The sequence below is a fragment of the Muribaculum gordoncarteri genome (assembly GCF_004803695.1).
GTDB lineage: Bacteria > Bacteroidota > Bacteroidia > Bacteroidales > Muribaculaceae > Muribaculum > Muribaculum gordoncarteri.
The window spans coordinates 1,652,095-1,670,854 of sequence record NZ_CP039393.1 but is presented as its reverse complement, the minus strand read 5'-3'; the positions used below and the strand labels follow the sequence as shown (position 1 = coordinate 1,670,854).

Below are 18,760 nucleotides of genomic sequence, written 5' to 3'. Positions count from 1 at the left end.
GCGCGTTATTTTGTGCGGTCGTTGAACACCTCTATCTGCTGGCGCACCGATTCCTCGTGGATTGCGGCGAGCACCGTCTTCATGAATTCTCCGCTCATGCCCATCTCTTCGGCAAGCTTTGCGCGTGTCTGCATTATGTGGTCGTGACGGCCTATCTGCAGTACCGGCATTCTATGTTCTTTCTTGTATTGTCCTATTTCGCGTGACACTCTCATGCGCTTGTTGAGAACTTCAAGAAGCTCGTTGTCGAGTTCATCGATTTGCTGACGCAGAAGGGTGAGGCTTTCGGTCGTTACGGTTGAGTCGCGGAGCACAAGGGTGTTGAGAATGAAGTTCAACACATCGGGCGTTACCTGCTGAGCTTTGTCGCTCCATGCGCAGTCGGGGTCGCAATGGCTTTCGATTATAAGTCCGTCAAATCCCATGTCGAGTGCCTGCTGCGACAACGGAGCTACAAGTTCGCGCTTTCCGCCAATGTGGCTGGGGTCGCATATTATGGGCAGGTTGGGCATGCGGCGGCGCAGCTCGATGGGAATGTGCCATTGGGGCAGGTTGCGGTAAAGATGCTTTCCGTAGGAGCTGAATCCGCGATGTATTGCGCCAATTCGGCGTATGCCTGCATTGTAGATGCGCTGTAACGCTCCTATCCACAGTTCGAGATCGGGGTTTACGGGATTCTTGACAAGTACGGGTATGTCGACCTTTGCGGCGGCAAGAGAGTCGGCTATCTCCTGCATTGCGAAGGGGTTGGCCGATGTGCGGGCTCCTATCCACAGGATGTCGACACCTGCGTTCAATGCAGCTTCGACATGCTGACGGGTTGCCACTTCGGTAGCGGTCAACATTCCTGTTTCGGCCTTTACTCTTTTGAGCCATTCAAGACCCTCTACACCTATACCTTCAAAGCCTCCGGGCTTGGTGCGCGGTTTCCATATACCGGCACGGAATATCTTGATGCCGTTACGAGCCAGCTCGCGGGCGGTGTTCATTACTTGTTCCTCGGTTTCGGCGCTGCACGGACCTGCTATTATCAGCGGGTGGGGCATCTCTATTCCATCGGGAAGGATGGGCTTTAAATCATTCATAATTTTATGTAGTGTTTATTGTTTGTTATTCATTTTGTTGATACGGTCAAGCGCCTTGCGCATGTTCTCCTCGGTGGCGCACAGTGATATGCGTATGTATCGGTCGCCGTTGCTTCCGAATATGAATCCCGGGGTGATGAATACGCGGCCTTCGTAGAGTACTCGGTCGGCGAGCGACTCGCTGGAGGCTTCGTCGTCGGGTATGCGTCCCCACAGGAACAATCCTTTCTGGCGCGGGTCGAATGTGCAGTTAAGCGCCGACATTATCTCTTCGGCAACCTTGCGCCGTGACGCGTAGGTGGCATTCACCTCGTCATACCAATCCTTGTCGGCTTCCAGTCCCTTGACTGCGGCCAGCATGAGCGGCTTAAATTGTCCCGAGTCGATGTTGGACTTCACTTTGAGTATCCAGTTGATGAATGTAGGATTGGATGCAAGCATGCCGACGCGCCATCCGGCCATGTTGTGTGACTTGCTCATCGAGTTCATCTCGATGGCTATGTCACGCGCTCCGTCGACCTGCAGCAGGCTCAACGGCTTTTCGTTGAGGATGAAGCTGTAGGGGTTGTCGTGGGCTATGACTATGTTGTGCTTTTTGCCGAAAGCTACAATCTTCTCAAAGAGCTCAAGCGATGCCGGAGTTCCGGTGGGCATGTGGGGGTAGTTGATCCACATGAGCTTGATGCGGTCGAGGGGCAGGCGTTCAAGAGCATCGAAATCGGGCATCCATCCGCCCTCCTCGGTGAGGTCGTAGTTGAATATCTCAGCCTGTGCGAGTCGGCTTACCGAAGTGTAGGTGGGGTAGCCGGGATTGGGCACGAGCACGCCGTCGCCGGGGTTCAGGAATGCGAGCGAAACGTGAAGTATTCCCTCCTTAGAGCCTATGAGCGGCTGAATCTCGGTGTCGGGGTTTAGTGTCACGCCATACCAACGGTTGTACCAGTCGGCCATTGCCTGACGCAGTTGCGGAATGCCTACATAGGGCTGGTAGCTGTGGTTGCCGGGCTTGGCGGCTTCGTCGGCAAGTGTCGATATAACCGAGCTGTGGGGCGGACGGTCGGGACCTCCGATTCCGAGCGATATGATGTCGGCACCCTGAGCGTTGAGTTGTGCCACTTCACGCAGTCGGCGTGAAAAATAATATTCTTGTATCTCCGACACTCGTTTGGCCGGAACTATTTGTGTTGTTGATTCAGATTTCATTTTTACATTCGGTATATTCTCCAAGAATACGGAGGTCGTTGATTAACGGTTTGATTGCTTCGATTGACTGTCGGTAGCGAGCGTAACTGTCAAATGTGAAGTCGGCGTAGAATCGGTATTCCCATTCGCGCCCGAGTATGGGCATCGACTGAATCTTTGACAGGTTTATGTCGTAGAACGACAGGATGGTGAGCACTTTTGACAACGCTCCTTTGGTGTGGGGAGTTGTGAATACGATTGATGCCTTGTTTATCTTGCTTTCGTCGGGGCCTATCTCGGCGGCGAGGAGCGGGTCGGCGAGAATAAGGAAGCGGGTGAAGTTGCGCTTGTTGGTTTCGATGCTACGCTCAAGGATGTTGAGCCCGTAGAGCTCAGCGGCATATTCACCGCACACGGCCGCATGTCCGAGCAGATTGTTTTCGGCAATCTCCTTTGCGCTTCCTGCCGTGTCAAACTTCTCAATCATCTTCATGTTGGGGTGACGCAGTAGAAACTGCTCACACTGTCGCAATGCCATGGGATGGGAGTTGACTTCGGTGAGCTGGTCGATCGACTGTCCCGGCAGCGCTGCAAGAGTGTGCGATATTCTCATTTTGTATTCGCCTATGATGCGAGTCTGGTTCTTGCGCAACAATTCGTGATTCTGCAGCAGCGATCCCGCTATGGTGTTCTCGATGGCCAGGATGGCCAGCAATGAAGCATCGGTTGCAAGATGGTCAAACATCTCCTGAAATGAGTCGCAGGGTATTGTTTCGATTTCCTCGTTGCTGAAATAGTTGCGGGCGGCCGCATCGTGATAGCATCCCGCCACTCCTTGAATTGTTACTCGTTTTTTCATTGTTTCATTCAGTGTCATTATAAAACCAAAGTCCCGACCTTGTTAAAGGAGCGGGACTTACGGTGATGTCTTAAAGATGATTTATTGAGCAATTTTACGCGCGCCTCATCCCGCTTCAATTTCTTGCGAAATAAAAGTAAGAAAAGTAATATGCGTAAAATCGTGTCATTTGTTTCTGCTTTAGTTATAATTGCGATGCAAAAGTATGGTAAAAGTTTTAAACTTGCAACAAATTTCTTGAAAAGTTCAACAATTATTTGCGAAAAATGCTTCGTGACGCATGAACCGGCGATTTTAGAGCCGGTTCGACAATAAATATTAACGGCAGGGTCGCATAGTGCGGAGCGTTTTTTGGTCTGCGAGGAAGGAGTGTACTGGATGTACACGACTGACAAACAGACGGAAAAGCGCCCGCAATATGCGAGGCGATGGTAATTTTGGTTCAACCAAAAGGGAAAAGGTTTGATTTGTGTTATATCTCAGTAACATGAATCATTGGCTCCATGAAAATAAAGTTTAAGCATTGCCGGCGGAAGCGCATCCGTAAGTTTTTGTCAGGCTTCCATGGAAAGGAACGGACAGACCCCTATAAGATATTCACAGCTATTGCATATTTGGTTTACACCGGATGTCAGTGGAAGATGCTGCCCCGATATTTGATGGGACGAAAGTTACCTTCGCCTCGGCCACTCGTTGGTGCTTTTCTTCATCTCTTTCGGTCACGATGGAGCCCCATCGCTCCCTCAAGAGCTAAAGAAAATCACTCAACAATTGACCGCCCTGCCGTTAATATTTATGGTCGTACCGGCTCTTATACAAACGGATTGTGACGCTCTTCGCGGTCTATCGTGGTGGGATCGCCGTGTCCCGGATAGACGATGGTGTCGCCGGGGAGGGTGAGAACCTTGTTGCGTATGCCGTCAATCAGCTGATGGTGATTGCCGCCTACGAGGTCGGTGCGGCCGATGCTCGACTTGAATATCACATCGCCGGTTATGGCCCATTTGGATTGGGGGAAATAGAGGACTATGCTGCCGGGTGAGTGACCGGGTACGCCAAGCACCTCCACTTTCTCTCCGCCTATTTCTATGGTGTCGCCGTGCTGAAGCCGGCGGTCTATCGTTACCATCGATATGCTTTCGGGCAGGCCGAACATGCGACATTGCGCTGCGGCACGTTCACCGAGGAATGAGTCATCGGGGCATGCCTGTACATCGACTCCGTATTTGTTTTTGACATATATGTCGCCGAATATGTGGTCGACATGCATGTGTGTGTTTATGAGCTGCTTTACGGTTAGGTCGTTGTTTTTGATGAAGCGGTCGAGTGCAAGCTGCTCATCCTCGTTTATCATGCCCGGGTCGATTATTGCGGCCTCACGGGTGTCGGGGTTCCACACTATATAGGTGTTGACCCCAAACATATTGAATGTAAAAGTCTTGATTTTCAACATGGTAATTTTGATTTGTTAGATTTGGACATAAATTAGTTTTTTTGTTTCAAAGAACGGCTCATCGAAGTAACGGTTAAGCGGCTCTTCGATTACGGGATTCTTTATCCCGTGAAGTTCGCTCGACAAGTCACCGCCCTTCAGGCATATCAGTCCGTTGGGGTAGGCGTTGCGCGATGTGCGGCTCACATTCTTCTTGATTAGAGGCAGCAGCTCGTCGAGCCTCATCACGGCACGGCTCACCACGAAGTCGTAGGTGTTGCGACATTCGCCTATGTCGCCGTGCTGGAATGTCACGTTGTCAAGTCCGATTTGCTGAGCTATGTCCTGCGCTACTTTTATCTTTTTACCTATGCGGTCAATCAGGTGAAGCTTACATTCGGGCCACATTATGGCGAGAGGTATTCCCGGAAATCCGCCACCGGTGCCCATGTCGAGAAATGTAGTGCCCGTGACCGGATTGATGAACTTGGCTATCGCCAATGAGTGCAGGATGTGATTCCCCCACAGGTTGTCGATATCCTTGCGTGAAATGACATTGATTTTGGCATTCCACTCGGGATAGAGGTTGCCGATTTGTTCAAACTGTTGTTTCTGCTTGTCGGTGAGGGTGAAATATTTCAGAATCGTATCTATCATCTTGGTCGGGGTTGAAATGTTATCCTACGCAAAGATAACGTTTTTAAGTCTATCATGGATGATAACATGGCAAAAAATCGGCTCGGTATTGTGATTGCCGACACAAATGAGGCGGTTGCCGCCTATGTCGCAGACGGTACTAAATATTGTAAATATGGCTGTTTTGTTTGCAATCATGGCTCAATCGTTGTAATTTTGTGAAATATGATTAAAATTGGAGATTACAACGAGCTTGAAGTCGCTCGAAAAGTCGATTTTGGAATCTATCTGACTGATGGTGACGGAACCGATATCCTTTTACCTCAACGATATGTGCCGGGAAATCCCGATGTAGGCCAAAAGTTGAGGGTGTTTGTTTACGTGGACTCGGAGGGTAGGCTTATTGCAACTACCGAGGAGCCTTACGTAACGGTAGGACAGTTTGCATTTCTTCGTGTTGTCGATGTCAATTCTACCGGAGCATTTCTTGACTGGGGACTTCCTACCAAGCATCTGCTGTGTCCTTATCGCGAACAGAAGATGAAGATGTATCCCGGCCGCCGCTATCCTGTCTACGTGTATCTTGACGATTCGTCAAAGCGAATAGTGGCTTCGGCCCGCATAGAGCGTTTCCTGAACAATCGAATTCCCGACTATCGCTCGGGTGCCGAGGTGAAGGCGCTTGTGCTGCAGCGCACCGACATAGGCTACAAGGTCATTGTCGACAACCTCTACAGCGGAATGATATACAACGGCGACATATATGTCGACATAGCAATAGGCCAGACTATCGACGCGCGTGTGAAATACATTCGTCCCGACAGGAAAATCGACCTGACGCTGCGCTCGCATGAATATGACCGCGTGGCTACAGCCGAGCGTGCCATATTGCGCTATCTTGAAATGAACAATGGCTTTTCACCGATGGGCGACAACTCTTCACCCGATGAAATAAGAGTAGTGTTCGGCTGCAGCAAGAAGGACTTCAAGAAGGCCATAGGCCAGCTTTACAAGCAAGGCAAAATAGCACTGGTTGAAGACGGGTTGAGGCTTATTGCCGATAAATGATTGAATTTGCTGTCAATATAAGGCTTTATAAGGCATTTTTAAATCATATTTTAGCCTAAGTGTGAAAAATTTTGCGCAACTTTGCATATTAAAACTAACATCCAACAGGTAAATATAGTAATAATGGAGTTTTCAGCTACTCAAATTGCTGCCTTGGTCAATGGCACTGTCGAAGGTGACGGCTCGGCAACAGTGAGCACGTTTGCTAAGATTGAAGAAGGCCGTCCGGGCGCAATTTCTTTTCTCGCCAACCCTAAATATGCACATTATCTATATGATACGGGTAGCTCGGTGGTGCTCATAGGCCGTGATTTCGTCCTTGAACATCCCGTTAAGGCTACATTGATAAGGGTCGACGACCCGTATGCTACCGTGGCTCAGCTGCTGAGCATGGTAAGCAAGCTCACCGCTCCGCAGCCTGTAGGCGTTGAGTCGCCTGTGCATGTGGCTGAAGGAGTAACAGTTCCCGATGACGCATACGTAGGCGCCTTTTCATATATAGGAAAGGGTGTTACGATAGGAAAAGGCGTTAAGATATATCCCCAATGCTATGTGGGCGACAATGCCGTCATAGGCGACAACACAATCCTGTATCCCGGAGTCAAGGTGTACCACGGTTGCAGGATAGGCCGTAACTGTATATTGCACAGCGGAGTTGTGATAGGAGCCGACGGCTTCGGATTTGCTCCGGTCAACGGGGTTTACAACAAGATACCTCAAATTGGCAATGTAGAGATTGACGACGATGTTGAGATAGGCGCCAACACTACGGTTGACCGCGCAACTATGGGCAGTACACGCATACACAAGGGCGTGAAACTCGACAATCTCATACAGATAGCCCACAACTGTGAAGTGGGCAGCAACACCGTCATGGCCTCGCAGGTTGGTGTGGCCGGATCAACAAAGATAGGTTCCGGTTGCATGGTTGGCGGTCAGGCCGGATTCTCGGGACACATACATGTAGGCGACAATGTTCAGGTGGGTCCCCAGTCGGGCGTACCCAAGAGTGTAAAAGACGGCAGCCGCATTATGGGTTATCCGTCAACCGACTACAGCGACTTTGCCCGCCAGGTTGTGCATGTAAAGAATCTCGGAAAGCTATATGAACGTGTAGCCGAGCTTGAGAAACAACTCAATCAATCGAAAAAATAATATTAATTCATACTCATAACAATGAAACAACGTACGCTCAAGGAATCATTTAAGGTTAATGGTAAAGGATTGCATACCGGCTTGATGATAGAGGCCACTTTCCTTCCCGCACCTGAGAACCACGGTTATAAATTTCAGCGTCTTGACATGGAGGGGCAACCCGTCATCGATGCACTTGCCGAGTATGTCACAGCCACAACTCGCGGCACCGTAATCAGTAGAGGCGACCTTCGCATAAGCACCATCGAGCATGCTCTGGCTGCGCTTTATGCTGCCGGCATCGACAACTGCCTCATCCAGCTGAACGCTCCCGAGCTTCCCATCCTTGACGGAAGTGCCAAGGTATATTGCGAAAAGATAATCGAAGCCGGAATAGAGGAGCAGAATGCCGACAAGGACTTCTACGTTGTAAAACAGAAGATAGAGGTGCGCGACGACACTTCCGGTTCGTCGATAGTTGTGCTTCCCGACGATGAGTTCAGCATCGACACGATGGTTTCTTTTGACTCTCCCGTGCTGACTAACCAATATGCTTCGCTTGACAAGCTTGATGACTTTTCGCGTGAAATAGGCGCAAGCCGCACATTTGTATTCGTACGCGAGGTTGAGCCGCTTGTAAAAGGCAATCTCATCAAGGGCGGCGACCTTGACAATGCAATAGTGATCTACGACTCACCCATGCAGCAGGAGGAGCTCGACCGTCTTGCCGACCTTATGGGCGTTCCCCACAAGAATGTCACCGAGTTTGGTTATATAAACGACTTCCCCTTGCTGGCCGATAATGAACCCGCCCGTCACAAGCTTCTTGATGTACTGGGCGACATCGCACTCATCGGTCGTCCGATGCGCGGCAAGGTGATAGCCACCCGTCCCGGACATTCAATCAACACTACATTTGCCAAGAAGATACGCAAGGAGATCAAGCATCAGGAACTGCAGGCCCCGATATACAATCCGTCGGTAGAGCCGCTGATGGATGTTAACCGTATACGCGAGTTGCTTCCTCACCGTTACCCCTTCCTGCTTGTGGACAAAATCATCGATAAAGGCGACAACTACATCGTGGGCGTAAAGAATGTAACAGGCAATGAACCCTTCTTTGTGGGGCACTTCCCTCAGGAACCTGTGATGCCCGGTGTGCTTCAAGTCGAGGCGATGGCTCAGACCGGAGGACTGCTTGTGCTCAGCACCGTCGACGATCCCGAGAAGTATTCAACCTATTTCATGAAGATTGACAACGTGAAGTTCCGTAACAAGGTGGTTCCGGGCGACACTCTCATATTCCACGTTTCATTCATGACTCCCTTGCGCCGAGGCTGTGCAATCATGAAGGGCTATGCATTCGTGGGCGAGAAGATTGTTACCGAGTGCGAATTCATGGCCCAAATTGTAAAGAATAAATAATCACATCATTATTATATTAGAAATGAAACAACCTTTAGCTTACGTACATCCTGCGGCCAAGATTGCTCCGAGCGTAGTCATAGACCCGTTTGTAACCATCGACCAAAATGTTGAAATCGGCGAGGGTACACGCATTGGAAGCAACGTGACCATAATGGAAGGTGCACGTATCGGCAAAAATTGCACGATATTTCCCGGTGCCGTTATTTCGGCAATACCTCAGGACCTTAAGTTCCGTGGCGAGGAAACACTTGCCATAATCGGAGATAACACTACAATACGTGAATGCGTTACAGTGAATCGCGGAACGGCTGCACGCGGTAAGACGGTAGTCGGCAACAATTGCCTTCTCATGGCTTACTGTCACGTGGCTCATGACTGCATTGTCGGTGACAATGTAATCATGTCAAACGCCACCCAGCTTGCCGGTGAAGTGGTGGTCGACAATTTTGCCGTGATCGGTGGAGGAACACTCGTTCATCAGTTCTGTCACATAGGCCCGCATGTTATGATTCAGGGCGGTGCGCTCGTAAATAAGGACATTCCTCCTTACGTAAAGGCTGCACGCGAACCCATAGCCTATGCCGGAGTTAATTCGATAGGACTTCGTCGTCGTAACTTCTCCAACGAGCAGATTCGTGAAATTCAGGAGATATACCGCTATCTTTATCTCTCGGCTCTTAACGTGTCGGATGCCGTTGAGCGCATCGAGGCCGAGCTTCCCGCAACCAAGGAGCGTGACGAAATCATTCTGTTTGTGCGCAACTCCAAGCGCGGAATTATACGCGGATACGTATAATCGGAATATTTTCCCGATAAATATAGCAGGGGCATCGCATTGTGTAGTGCGATGCCCCTGTAGTTTTTTAGAGCCGTTAATATTTATTGTCGAACCGGCTCTTAGCCTTCAAGTTCCGAGGCTTCCCTCATTTCGTCATATTCCTGCCAATCGGGATCGTTTTCAGTGTATATGTTGATTGGAAGCAGGTCGAAGTCGGCAAGAGCCTCGTTGATCTTCTTTTCAAAGATGTGTATTGAACGGGTGTAGAATATCCAGTTGCGCTCGTCATCGCCAGTGTATATGCCGGTGAGTACCGCCACAGGGTCTTTGTCGAATGCCTTGGTCATGGCGTCCTGCACCGCCTCCATCACTTTGGAGGTGGGGTAGTCGGGCATTCCTGTCGCATCGCCGGGATATTTCCATGTCACTTCAACACGAATGTTGTACTTGCCGCTGTTGCGCACTTCATCGATGCCGCCACGGCCGGTCACTATTATCAGTCGCCCGTTTTCGCTTTCGGTGGGCGATGTCCACCATTCCGAACCTATTTTCATAATCGGTTGTTTTATACTCGCTCTTATTTTTTCCGAAATTAGCGAAATTACCTGAATATAGGACTATTTTTAGGAATAAAATTTTGTAAAAGCTTTCGGATTTGTGTATTTTCGCATTGTAATCTTGAATTCATTATGCTCAGATTGTTAATCCTGGCTATTGTCGTCCTACAGTGTACATCGGTTTATGCGCAGCCTTTAAGGGAGGTGAGGGGTGTATGGCTCACGACAAACGGTGGTATGGACTGGCCGGCAGGCCGATATGATGAGTCGTCGCAGAAAAAGTCGCTTGTCGAGATGCTTGACCGTCTTGCCGAAGCCAATTTCAATATGGTTTTATTTCAGGTTCAGGCCAATGGTGATGTGGCGTGGAACTCTTCGCTGCAGCCGGCCATGGAGTCGCTGACCGGTAACGGGTCACGCAGCCTCTCCTACGATGTGTGCCGCTTTGTGATAGATGAATGTCACAAGCGTTCGATGGAATGTCACGCATGGGTTGTGCCGTTCCGCATAGGCTCGTCACGTAACGCCGCACGTTATGCATCCAATAAAGTAAAGCATCCTTTGAAGTCACACCGTGACTTGTGTGTGCTCTATTCGGGCGGCTACTATCTCGACCCCGGGTTGCCTGAAACACGAAAGTATCTCTTGAAGCTGTATAATGAGTTGATTGAAAAGTATGACTTTGACGGAATCAACCTTGACTATACGCGTTATCCCGGTGATAAATTCAATGATGCGTCATCGTTCAAGGCCTACAATCCCGGCAAGTTGTCGCGCGACGACTGGCGGCGGGCTAATATAAATGAGTTTGTCGCTGAGCTGCATGACATGGCCAAGAAGGTGCGTCCTGGCATAAGGGTAGGGTCGGCGCCCATAGGCACATATAAAAATGTAGACAAATATAAGAACGCGACATCATATTTTAGCTATCAGCAGGATCCTTGTCAGTGGATAGAGTCGGGACATCATGATTTCATCATCCCTCAGATGTATTGGAACGAGGATTTCGGATTTACGCCTAATATGGTCACATGGGTCAACAACAGCTGCAAGCATCCCGTAGTAGTGGGACTTGCTCCCTATAAGCTCGTTGACTCTAAGTGGGATGTAGATGTGATAATCGACCAGATCGAGAAGACGCGCCGCACCGACGGAGTGGCCGGTGTGTGCTTTTTCAGGGCTGAGCATCTGCTTGGAAACAATCCCAAGATAAAGCGACTCTACGACAGGTTGCGCAAGAATGTTTTCAGCCGCCCTGCCCATCTGCCGCAGTTTGGAAGCGGCAAAGCTCCGTCGCCACGCAATGTAAAGGCCGAATATTCCAATGGCGGTTATGTAATCACTTGGGATGCTCCTCGCAATTGCGATGTAAGATACTATTCGGTCTATCTTACCGACGACAAGGGTGTGAGGATAGATCAAGCCTCCGACGATATAGTAGGATTCAAGGTAAAGGGCAACAGCTTCAACTATCGTTCGTCAAAGAAAGGGTTGAGGTTTGCCGTCACGGCATTTGACCGCGACTATTCCGAGAGCGATCCCGTCTATGTAAATCGCGGTAAGGATAAGAGTAAGAAGAAAAAGTCGAAATCCGATAACGACAGTAGCGATGAAGGCGTCTATGTCGATTATGATTTTTTATAGGAGAAGAGCCTATGGTGACAGCCGACCGATTGGAGTTTATTTGTCTTGATGCCGAATTTGCCGATTCACGCAACAATGAGATTCTGGAGTTGTCGATACATGACATTTCAGGAGAGGAGATATATCACCAATACTTTAAGCCTGTTAAGACCCGCAAATGGAAGAATACCGAAAAAATTCATCACATAACGCCCGCGATGGTCAAGGATAAGCCTACATTCAAGGAGTGTACTCACGACATTCAGGCGATCATAGACCGTGCCGGCTATATAATAGGCTTCGCTACCGAGAATGACATAAAGCATCTGAAAGGGTCGGGGATAAGGCACTTCACCAAGAAGCATGTTGTCAACATCAGGGAGTGGTACTGGCTGTGTATTGGACGCGACAAGGGTTATGACATGCTTAACGGTCCGGGATTGACAGTGTGTGCCGGTGACCTCGGCATTTATTTCCCCGATGATGACGCACACTCGGCATCCAATGACGCAAAGGTGACGCTTGACTGTTTTGTGGAGCTGGCCCGCAGTTTTGAGAATAAATACATGTCGGGTAGCGATAACGATGTCACGGATATTGTAGCGGAATTCAAGAAGGTCTATTCGGAAGCACAAGATGAGTATCACCGAATAAATGCGAGGGGCCGCATATTCCTGCTAAAGAACGACGGCGGAGGCTATAGGCTGAAACGGCTGAAGATTGACGAGAGCCCTGATGCCGATGTGGTGGAGTCGATAACTGTCGACGACCGGTTTCGTGCCGAATATGAGCTTCGCCGCAGATTTTTGCACCGATTGTTGCCCGATTCATCGGCTTATGGGTTGAATAAGCGTGATTTGGCTTATTTCCGCTCCTATTCCAACAAGTATGTTCCATTGCGAGCCAAGCACTATAAACGATTACTCCAGATGCTTGTTAAAAACTGATTCCTGTTGATTCAAAATTGTGATTGAACATAAAAAAGGATGGAAAAATTTGGTGAACGGCTCACGATTGAGTAACTTTGATAAAAATTAAAAATCGTATTCAATAATGGAAATAGCAGGAAAAATCATACTTGCCTTACCTGAACAGTCGGGAGTTTCAAAGGCCGGTAATGCGTGGAAAAAGCGTGAATATGTTCTTGAAACACAAGAAACTTATCCCAAGAAGGTGCACTTTGACCTTTTTGGCGACCGTGCCGACCAATATCCCCTGAATGTAGGTGATGAAATTGTGTTGAGCTTCGATATAAACAGCCGTGAGTTCAACGGCCGCTGGTACACCTCGGTTAGCGGTTGGAAGGTAGAGAAGGCCGGTGCGCAGGCCGCTCCCGCCGCTGCTCCCGTGCAGGACTTCCCCGGTGCGGTTCCTCCGCCTCCCGTGCCCGATCTCGGCAGTGATGCTACCGACGACCTTCCTTTCTAAAGGCTGACAGGTATAACGAAAAAAACGATGGAGCGTTTCATTTATTTGAGATGCTCCATCGCTTTTTTTATAAAGTCGTGTTGTTGTCGTGAATCAATCCTCGTCTTCGTCATCATCATCGAAGTCGAAGTCAAAGTCAAAGTCCCAGCCGTCGTTGAGTGCGTCCTCTTTGAAGCGCGACAGTTCACGGCCCTCTCTCTTGGTGGGACGGCCGAGGCCCTTGCGACGGTCTATGAATCCGCTTATCTTTACAACTTCAAGCAGGTCGAGTTCCGATTGAGGAGTTATGTTCTCAAGATAGTCGGGCACAAGTTTCGCGCCGAGTCGGTTCTCGGTAAGAGCCTTTACGAGGAATGAATAGGTTACCGGTGGTTTTCTCACCTTTATAACATCGCCGGGCTTTATTGTGCGTGACGGCTTTACTGTGGTGTCACCTACCATAACTCGTCCTTTCTTGCATGCATCGGTCGATATGGTGCGGGTCTTGAAAATACGTGTGGCCCACATCCACTTGTCAATGCGTTCTTCACTCTTTGCCATTTCGCCTATTTGTTATTGAAGTTGCACATTGCGAAATCTATTCCCGAGAGGCAGAATGCCTTTATGGCCTCGCAAGCCACATCCACTCGGGCCGGAAGCTGCTGGCGTTGGTCGAGGGTGAAGTGTCCGAGCACATAGTCGACCTGGCAACCGCGCGGAAAGTCGTTGCCTATGCCGAATCTCAGTCGCGGATAGGCGGGTGTGCCGAGCATCTGGGCTATGTTTTTGAGGCCGTTGTGTCCGGCGTCGCTTCCGTTAGGCTTTATGCGTATGGCTCCGAAGGCCAATGCGATGTCGTCGACAAGAACCAGAATGTGGTTTATGTCGATGTTCTCTTTCTCCTTCCAGTATCGCACGGCGTTTCCGCTGAGGTTCATGTAGGTCGAAGGTTTGAGCAGGGTAAGCTGCTTGTTCTTGAGCCTCATGTGAGCCACATCGCCGTAACGTTCGGTGGAAAAAGAAATATTGGATGCCTCGGCAAAGGCATCCAATATTCTAAAACCTATATTGTGGCGGGTTCCCCGGTATTCGTCACCGATGTTTCCCAAGCCGACAATCAAGTATTTCATTCAATCAATTTAATAGGTTGTGGGGTTTAAGCCTTAGCCTGTGCACCACGAGCGGCACGGGTGAGCTGAACGGCGCAAACAACAGCGTTCTTTGCATTCATCAGTTCGAGGCCCTCGAAGTGGAGGTCGCCAATCTGAAGTGTCTTGCCAAGACCGAGGTTGTCGATGTTGATGACAACGCGTTCGGGAATTGCAGTGTAGGGAGCCTTAACCTTAATCTTCTTCATTGAGAGGTTGAGCTTACCACCGGCCTTAACACCTTCGGCGTGGCCTTCGAGCTGTACGGGAACTTCAACTACAACGGGCTTCTTGTCGTTAACCTCAAGAAGGTCGATGTGGAGGATTGAATCCTTTACAGGGTGGAACTGGATTTCGCGGAGAACAGCATTGCGCTTTTCGCCGTTGATGTCGAGCTCGATTGCGTAGATGTCGGGAGTGTATATGAGCTTGCGCACATCCTCGTTGCTTACTGCGAGGTCGGTAGTTACAAGACCTCTGCCACGACCGATTTCTACAATCTTCTCACCGGGCTTGAGAGCTGCGGTGTAGGGAAGTTCTACGATTTCACCACCGTTAAGCACTACGGGGATTTTGTTCTCGGCACGGAGTGCCTTGGCGGCCTTCTTACCCAAATCGGTACGGGGCTCGGCTGATAACTGATAAGTTTTCATTTCGTTGAAATAGTTTAGTTGTGTTACTCAAAATTAAGTGATACTTGTAATGCTCCTTAATTTCCCATCACACGGGATGCTAAAAAGCGGTGCAAAGGTATTGATTTTTGCGCATATTACAAAGTAAAACTGCAGGAAATGTTAAAAATAACACTCGGTAGTTTGACAGTTGCATTTTCATGAATCTTTTTTGCTGGCACGCTTGCACGTGTCAAATTTTATTACTATCTTTGTAGCACCGTGTAGCAATCAACGGCAGGGCGGCATAATATGAAGCTGAAAATAACCAAGACAAAAAAGACTTCCATCCTTTATGTACAGAAGGCATACAGGGACAAGAACGGCAAAAGTACCTCAAGAATCCATGAGCGCCTTGGAACGCTTGAGGAAGTTCGTCAGAGATGCGGAGACAGAGATCCTGTTGAATGGGCCAGGGGATATATCGCCAGGCTTACGGCACAGGAGAAGGAGGGCCGGCAGGTGATAATATCACGTCTGTCGCCCACAAAGCTTATTGAAAAAGGCGAGGCTCAGAGTTGCGAGAGCGGATATCTGTTTCTTAAACGGCTGTACCATAAGGTCGGGATGGACAGGATATGCGAGGCAATCTCACGTAAACATAAGTTCGACTTCGATTTCAACAAAGTTCTGGAGCTGATGGTCTACGAACGGCTTTTGAGACCGGCTTCAAAACTAGGTAATTATCGCAGGAGCGGAAGCTATATCGAGCCTTTTGATATAGAAAAACAGCATATCTACAGGAGTCTGGATATCCTGGACAGACACGGTGAATACATCCAGAAGAGACTTTTCCTTAATTCGTCAAAGGTTGTCGAACGGGATACGACCGTCATGTACTATGACTGCACCAACTATTTTTTCGAGAGAGAATCTGCCGATCCGGACTATGTGACAGACAAAAAAGGGAACGTTCATGAACGTATACGCAAGTACGGAGTCTCCAAGGAACATCGACCGAACCCCATCGTACAGATGGGTATGTTCATCGACAACTCCGGCATGCCGGTTGCGATGTGCATCAATCCCGGCAATGCCAACGAACAGACTACCTTGATTCCAACTGAAAAGATTATAGTTGAGAAGATGGGGGTCAGCAAGATTGTAGTCTGTACAGACGGAGGTCTCTCTTCTGAAGGCAACCGGTCATATAACTCCACAGCAGAAAGATCATTCATAACGGTGCAGTCAATAAAGAAACTGGAGGATAATCTCAGGGACTGGTGTCTGGAACCGACAGGATGGAAACTTGTAAAGTCCGACACGGTACAAAAAGACAAGCGGTACCGGGATGCAGACGAGGATGAACTGGAGTTTGACCTGACTGATGCCGATACTGCCCGTTATTACGGAGACCGCACTTTTTATCGCGAGCGTTGGATTGTCAATGAAAAGACAAAGTTCTCTCAAAGATTGATTGTGACATTTTCATACAAATACCGCGACTACCTCCGATTCCTGCGTCAACGCGAGATTGACAAGGCTGACAGCAATGCACGTGGAAACAGGACATTGACCAAATCTTATAAGAGCCCTGACAGGTTCCTTTCCGAGACCTACGCCACAGAAGACGGCGAGGTTGCGGTATTCAGAACCGTCTCCCTGAATCTTGACGCCATATCAGAAGAAGAAAAATATGACGGCTTCTATGCGATATGTACGGATCTGTCTGACAATGTGACGAAAATCATCGAACTGAACCATAACCGCTGGGAGTCGGAGGATGCCTTCAGGGTCATCAAGACTGACTTCAAGGGTCGACCCGTCTTCGTCTGGACGGCGGAACACATAAGGGCCCACTTCATTGTCTGCTTTATCACACTACTGCTCTTCAGAATAATGGAAAAGGAACTGAACTATAAATACACATCCTCCGCTATAATTGAGAAACTACGGTCAATGACTATGAACATAGTCAAGGGAGAAGGCTACAAGCCTAACTTCACACGGGATGATCTTACCGATGACCTACATGCCAAAGCCGGCTTCAGACTCGACACCGAGATTGTTACTCGTCAGAAAATCAAACAGATTATTGCTAATATTAAAAAAGGTTAAATATAGATAACCCCATTCCAGTGCTACATATATAGACCCTTTTGCACATGGCTTCACGCCAATGTACAAAAGGGTTTGCTCGTTTTTGGACTGTAAAAGATGGGGTATTGATTTTTGCGCATATTACAAAGTAAAACTGCAGGAAATGTTAAAAATAACACTCCTGCAGTCATTATTTTGTCAATATTCAGTTTAAAAATCGCATTTCCAGCGTTTAAGGAACGCCTGCGACTTGTGAATCTCCTTGTACATGACGATGTCCTCGCGAATGAAGGGCACTTCGTTGCGGTAGGCTTTCAGGAACTTCTCGATGTAGGGCGACGACTTGAGTGGACGACGGAATTCGATGCCCTGAGCCGCATTCATCAGCTCTATCGACAATATCAGTTCAAGATTGTCCATGACCTTGTAAAGCTTGGTGGCTGCATTGGCTCCCATGCTCACATGATCCTCCTGTCCGTTGCTCGACACGATTGAGTCGCTTGATGCAGCGTAGCAGTACATCTTGTTCTGGCTTACCATCGATGCTGCGGCATATTGCGGAATCATGAATCCGGAGTTGAGTCCCGGTTCGGCTACAAGGAATTCGGGAAGACCTCGGAGTCCCATTATCAATTGAGCCACACGACGCTCCGATATGTTGCCGAGTTCGGCCATGGCTATTGCAAGATAGTCATAGACCAGTGCAAGGGGCTGACCGTGGAAGTTACCTCCCGAAATGATGAGGTCTTCGTCGGGGAATATGGTCGGGTTGTCGGTCACTGAGTTGATTTCAGTCAGCAGCACCGATGCGGCGTGCCTTATTGCATCCTTGGTTGCGCCATGTACCTGAGGTATGCAACGGAAGGAGTAGGGGTCCTGTACGTGCTTCTTGGGACGGTTTATTATTTCGCTTCCTTCAAGGAGGTGCCTGAAGTTGTTGCCGGTTTCTATCTGGCCCTTATGGGGACGCATCTGCTGTATGCAGTCCATGAAGGGAGCCAGCAGGCCGTCGTAGGCTTCAAGTGAAATGGCGGCGATGAGGTCGGCTTTCTTGGACAGGCGCATAGCTTTCAACAGCGCGTAAACGCCGTTTGCGCTCATGAACTGGGTGCCGTTGAGCAGCGCGAGGCCCTCTTTGCTTTTCAGCTTTATGGGCTCCCATCCAAATTCGTCGAGCACGCTTATCGCCTCGCAGCGTTTCCCTTTATAATATACATCACCTACGCCGATAAGGGGGAGGAACAGATTGGCGAGAGGGGCGAGGTCGCCCGATGCGCCGAGTGAGCCACGGTCGTAGACAATGGGCATGACATCGTTGTTGAAGAAGTCGATGATGCGCTGCACTGTTATCAGCTGCACACCGCTATGGCCCAATGAAAGCGCATGAGCCTTCAGCAGGAACATGAGCTTCACTATTACATGGGGAATTTCGTTGCCTACACTGCAGGCATGGCTCTTCACGAGGTTTTCCTGTAGTGTGTTGAGCTCGTCGAGCGAGATGTTTTTGGTACACAGCGATCCGAATCCTGTTGTAATGCCGTAAAGAGGTTCGGTCGATTCTTCGATTTTGCGGTCGAGATAGTTTCGGCACTTTTCAATTCGCTCTTTGGCCGCAGGCGAGAGTTCGAGTTTGAGATTCTCGTTGATTATTCGTTCAATGTCCTCAAATGTGAGGTCGCCATTGCCTATTTGAAATATGTTTTTGCTCATTG

Annotated in this window: 19 protein-coding genes; 9 read left to right on the top strand and 10 right to left on the bottom strand. The window is 49.1% G+C overall.

All coding sequences use genetic code 11. The features are described from left to right. Nucleotides 1-5 precede the first annotated feature (5 nt). From E7746_RS07420 to rsmG, 5 genes are all read right to left on the bottom strand, one after another. Nucleotides 6-1,085: a bifunctional 3-deoxy-7-phosphoheptulonate synthase/chorismate mutase type II gene (locus tag E7746_RS07420; protein ID WP_136410362.1), complete on the bottom strand. Its 1,080-nt coding sequence runs from the start codon at nt 1,083-1,085 to the stop codon at nt 6-8. Between the two features lie 15 nt (nt 1,086-1,100). Next, nucleotides 1,101-2,288: a pyridoxal phosphate-dependent aminotransferase gene (locus E7746_RS07415; RefSeq protein WP_136410361.1), complete on the bottom strand. Its 1,188-nt coding sequence runs from the start codon at nt 2,286-2,288 to the stop codon at nt 1,101-1,103. Next, nucleotides 2,278-3,126, bottom strand: a complete 849-nt coding sequence (locus E7746_RS07410; RefSeq protein ID WP_136410360.1) for a prephenate dehydratase — start codon at nt 3,124-3,126, stop codon at nt 2,278-2,280. Before E7746_RS07410 ends, E7746_RS07415 begins: the two co-directional genes overlap by 11 nt. Nucleotides 3,127-3,937: 811 nt before the next feature. Beyond that, the gene (locus tag E7746_RS07400; protein ID WP_136410358.1) at nt 3,938-4,579 is read right to left on the bottom strand and encodes an MBL fold metallo-hydrolase; all 642 of its coding nucleotides are present in this window, start codon (nt 4,577-4,579) and stop codon (nt 3,938-3,940) included. Between the two features lie 15 nt (nt 4,580-4,594). Then, the gene (rsmG, locus tag E7746_RS07395; RefSeq protein ID WP_123397017.1) at nt 4,595-5,212 is read right to left on the bottom strand and encodes a 16S rRNA (guanine(527)-N(7))-methyltransferase RsmG; all 618 of its coding nucleotides are present in this window, start codon (nt 5,210-5,212) and stop codon (nt 4,595-4,597) included. A gap of 57 nt (nt 5,213-5,269) precedes the next feature. Between rsmG and E7746_RS15260 the strand changes: the two genes are divergently transcribed. From E7746_RS15260 to lpxA, 5 genes are all read left to right on the top strand, one after another. Continuing rightward, complete coding sequence (locus E7746_RS15260; RefSeq protein WP_238337145.1) at nt 5,270-5,416, top strand: hypothetical protein; 147 nt, start codon at nt 5,270-5,272, stop codon at nt 5,414-5,416. A gap of 3 nt (nt 5,417-5,419) precedes the next feature. After that, the gene (locus E7746_RS07390) at nt 5,420-6,262 is read left to right on the top strand and encodes a CvfB family protein (protein ID WP_136410357.1); all 843 of its coding nucleotides are present in this window, start codon (nt 5,420-5,422) and stop codon (nt 6,260-6,262) included. 123 nt (nt 6,263-6,385) lie between these two features. Continuing rightward, nucleotides 6,386-7,417, top strand: coding sequence for a UDP-3-O-(3-hydroxymyristoyl)glucosamine N-acyltransferase (lpxD, locus tag E7746_RS07385; RefSeq protein WP_123396915.1), 1,032 nt, complete (start codon nt 6,386-6,388; stop codon nt 7,415-7,417). A 21-nt stretch (nt 7,418-7,438) separates the two neighbouring features. Beyond that, nucleotides 7,439-8,821: a bifunctional UDP-3-O-[3-hydroxymyristoyl] N-acetylglucosamine deacetylase/3-hydroxyacyl-ACP dehydratase gene (locus tag E7746_RS07380; RefSeq protein WP_123396916.1), complete on the top strand. Its 1,383-nt coding sequence runs from the start codon at nt 7,439-7,441 to the stop codon at nt 8,819-8,821. A gap of 22 nt (nt 8,822-8,843) precedes the next feature. Then, nucleotides 8,844-9,620, top strand: a complete 777-nt coding sequence (lpxA, locus tag E7746_RS07375) for an acyl-ACP--UDP-N-acetylglucosamine O-acyltransferase (RefSeq protein ID WP_136410356.1) — start codon at nt 8,844-8,846, stop codon at nt 9,618-9,620. A gap of 101 nt (nt 9,621-9,721) precedes the next feature. Here lpxA and E7746_RS07370 read toward each other — a convergent pair whose 3' ends face one another. Then, nucleotides 9,722-10,156 (bottom strand): DUF695 domain-containing protein, encoded by a 435-nt coding sequence (locus tag E7746_RS07370; RefSeq protein WP_123396918.1) that lies wholly within the window; start codon nt 10,154-10,156, stop codon nt 9,722-9,724. A 135-nt stretch (nt 10,157-10,291) separates the two neighbouring features. On the opposite strand from E7746_RS07370, the gene E7746_RS07365 reads away from it, so the two are divergent. The 3 genes from E7746_RS07365 to E7746_RS07355 all read left to right on the top strand — a co-directional run bounded on the left by E7746_RS07365 (nt 10,292) and on the right by E7746_RS07355 (nt 13,210). Beyond that, the gene (locus tag E7746_RS07365) at nt 10,292-11,803 is read left to right on the top strand and encodes a glycoside hydrolase family 10 protein (protein ID WP_136410355.1); all 1,512 of its coding nucleotides are present in this window, start codon (nt 10,292-10,294) and stop codon (nt 11,801-11,803) included. An 11-nt stretch (nt 11,804-11,814) separates the two neighbouring features. Beyond that, on the top strand, nt 11,815-12,729 hold the full coding sequence (locus tag E7746_RS07360; RefSeq protein WP_136410354.1) for a 3'-5' exonuclease: 915 nt from the start codon (nt 11,815-11,817) through the stop codon (nt 12,727-12,729). A gap of 106 nt (nt 12,730-12,835) precedes the next feature. Then, the gene (locus E7746_RS07355) at nt 12,836-13,210 is read left to right on the top strand and encodes a DUF3127 domain-containing protein (RefSeq protein ID WP_123396921.1); all 375 of its coding nucleotides are present in this window, start codon (nt 12,836-12,838) and stop codon (nt 13,208-13,210) included. A 93-nt stretch (nt 13,211-13,303) separates the two neighbouring features. On the opposite strand, the gene E7746_RS07350 is transcribed toward E7746_RS07355, so the two are convergent. The 3 genes from E7746_RS07350 to E7746_RS07340 are packed head-to-tail and all read right to left on the bottom strand — an operon-like array spanning nt 13,304 to nt 14,990. Beyond that, entirely contained in the window at nt 13,304-13,750 is a 447-nt protein-coding gene (locus tag E7746_RS07350) for an RNA-binding S4 domain-containing protein (protein ID WP_136410353.1), read from the bottom strand. A gap of 5 nt (nt 13,751-13,755) precedes the next feature. Continuing rightward, nucleotides 13,756-14,319: an aminoacyl-tRNA hydrolase gene (pth, locus tag E7746_RS07345; protein WP_136410352.1), complete on the bottom strand. Its 564-nt coding sequence runs from the start codon at nt 14,317-14,319 to the stop codon at nt 13,756-13,758. A 26-nt stretch (nt 14,320-14,345) separates the two neighbouring features. After that, complete coding sequence (locus E7746_RS07340; RefSeq protein WP_136410351.1) at nt 14,346-14,990, bottom strand: 50S ribosomal protein L25/general stress protein Ctc; 645 nt, start codon at nt 14,988-14,990, stop codon at nt 14,346-14,348. Between the two features lie 270 nt (nt 14,991-15,260). Between E7746_RS07340 and E7746_RS07335 the strand changes: the two genes are divergently transcribed. Beyond that, nucleotides 15,261-17,066: an IS1634 family transposase gene (locus E7746_RS07335; protein ID WP_136409411.1), complete on the top strand. Its 1,806-nt coding sequence runs from the start codon at nt 15,261-15,263 to the stop codon at nt 17,064-17,066. A gap of 192 nt (nt 17,067-17,258) precedes the next feature. On the opposite strand, the gene hutH is transcribed toward E7746_RS07335, so the two are convergent. Further along, nucleotides 17,259-18,758, bottom strand: coding sequence for a histidine ammonia-lyase (gene hutH, locus E7746_RS07330; protein ID WP_136410350.1), 1,500 nt, complete (start codon nt 18,756-18,758; stop codon nt 17,259-17,261). Nucleotides 18,759-18,760 lie beyond the last annotated feature (2 nt).